1 protein-coding gene is annotated in these 1,857 nt (G+C 47.1%); it reads right to left on the bottom strand.

Annotated elements, in window-relative coordinates; translation table 11 throughout:
- Positions 1-81: 81 nt before the first annotated feature.
- Positions 82-1,554: a 2Fe-2S iron-sulfur cluster-binding protein gene (locus F6K37_RS40460; RefSeq protein WP_502887831.1), complete on the bottom strand. Its 1,473-nt coding sequence runs from the start codon at positions 1,552-1,554 to the stop codon at positions 82-84.
- Positions 1,555-1,857: the final 303 nt, after the last annotated feature.

Below are 1,857 nucleotides of genomic sequence, written 5' to 3' on the forward strand. Positions count from 1 at the left end.
CCCCACTAACAGGGGAGACACTACTCAACAGAGGATCTTGGGAACGATGAACTTGTCCAGATTTGTCTGGCTGGGATTTAATTAGTCTACAGGACGAGCCACACAAGTTAAAATCATCCCTTGCTGCCGTTCCTCGTCTTCCAGAGCGTCAGGCTGTTCATCATACTCTACCTTCCCTTCTATAAGCTTGCGCTTACAAGCACCACAGGCTCCCATGCGGCAACCACTTGGTAATGGCACCCCTTCTTGTTCCGCCACATCTAGGATGACATCCTCAGCATCACAGGTGACCTCCTTGCCAGACTCAGCAAAGACCACAGTGGGTTCATTAGAGGTTGATGGTGATTCTACTAGGTGTAGTCTAGGACGATCTTCCCCTTTGACTGGTTCAGGAGTTGTTGCTGCTGCTTTCTTTTTTGAGGGCTTTTTGCCGCCAAAGCTCTCTTCATGGTAGTTTTCCATGGGGAAGTCTAGACCGGCTAGCATCCCTTTCACCCCTGCCATAAAGGGATTCGGGCCACAGACATAAACAATGCGATCGCGAAAATCTGCAGCCATCTCTGCCAGCATGGCTTCATTGAGTCTTCCGGTATAACCGGACCAAGCTTGGTCGAGTTCTGGGCGAGTCGTGGTAATCGCCAGCTTAAAATTAGGGTGCAAAGCGGCCATCAACTGTAATTTCTGATGGAAGATGATATCTTGTGGGCTACGAGCACTGTGGACAAACACAACATCCACATCAGCACCGGTATCACAAAGCCATTTGGACATAGACATGATCGGGGTAATGCCACTACCTGCTGAAATAAACAGCAGTTTATCAGCCCTATGGTCAGCACAGGTAAATTTCCCCATTGGACCATTTAATCTCACCTCGGACCCAACTTTGATGTTGTCGTGCAACCAGTTAGACACCAAACCCGCTGGCACATCAGGAGCGTCCGCTGGTGCTGGAACTCTCTTGACAGTAATTTCCAAGGTATGAGGACGTGAGGGGGCCGAAGATATGGAGTAGGAACGCTTCACTGGTTTGCCATCAATCTCCAAATCGAGAGTGACAAACTGACCTGGCTTGTAGCTGAACAGTATTGGTGGTTCGGCAACGAAGCGAAATGTTTTCACATCATCGGTCTCATTAATGACCTGTACACAGCGGACAGTAATCTCACCCTTAGTCCACTGCTTGATTCCAGGGCTATTACCATCTACCAGGTTGGCTTCCTGGTTAGAGCCATAGAGCTGTAGGTCTTTGACCAACAACACAAATTCACCGATGCGGATGATATCATCTTCCTTCAGGAGCCAGTTTTGGTTAACATCTACCTCCTCATTATTGATCCGAGAGCCATCGGTGCTACCGAGGTCAGTAAAGAAACACTGTCCCCTTATGCATAGGATTCTGCCGTGTACACGACTGACGACAGGACTATCCAAGACTAGGTCACAGCTCGGATGGCGGCCAATCAGATACTCACCTTGAATTCCAGTTGCTGGTTTCAGGGTTTTTTCCTGTAACTCGTTGGTTTGGTAGTTGATGATTGTAGTCGTCAGCATGTTTTGTGTCACTCCACATTACCGAACTAATGGGTCAATTGCGTCAATTGCTGAAATTATGAAGGGATTGTCCATTGTAAGTTCACAATTGATCTCAACTTGTCTTCATCGGTAGTACCCTCGGCCTGAGCCACCAGTAAGTGTTTTATAAATGTTTTACCAGTGGCCATATAATTATCAGCCTTTTTTTTTCTTTTTATGAAAAATGGTCTCTTTTTTCCGGTATTTTCTCCTCGTATCACCCTCTTGAATGTACTATCTGGGAGCAGCACTTAGTATAAGCAACCCCTATCAGCCACCTAT

This window comes from Moorena sp. SIO4E2 (genome assembly GCF_010671945.1).
Classification (GTDB): domain Bacteria; phylum Cyanobacteriota; class Cyanobacteriia; order Cyanobacteriales; family Coleofasciculaceae; genus Moorena; species Moorena producens.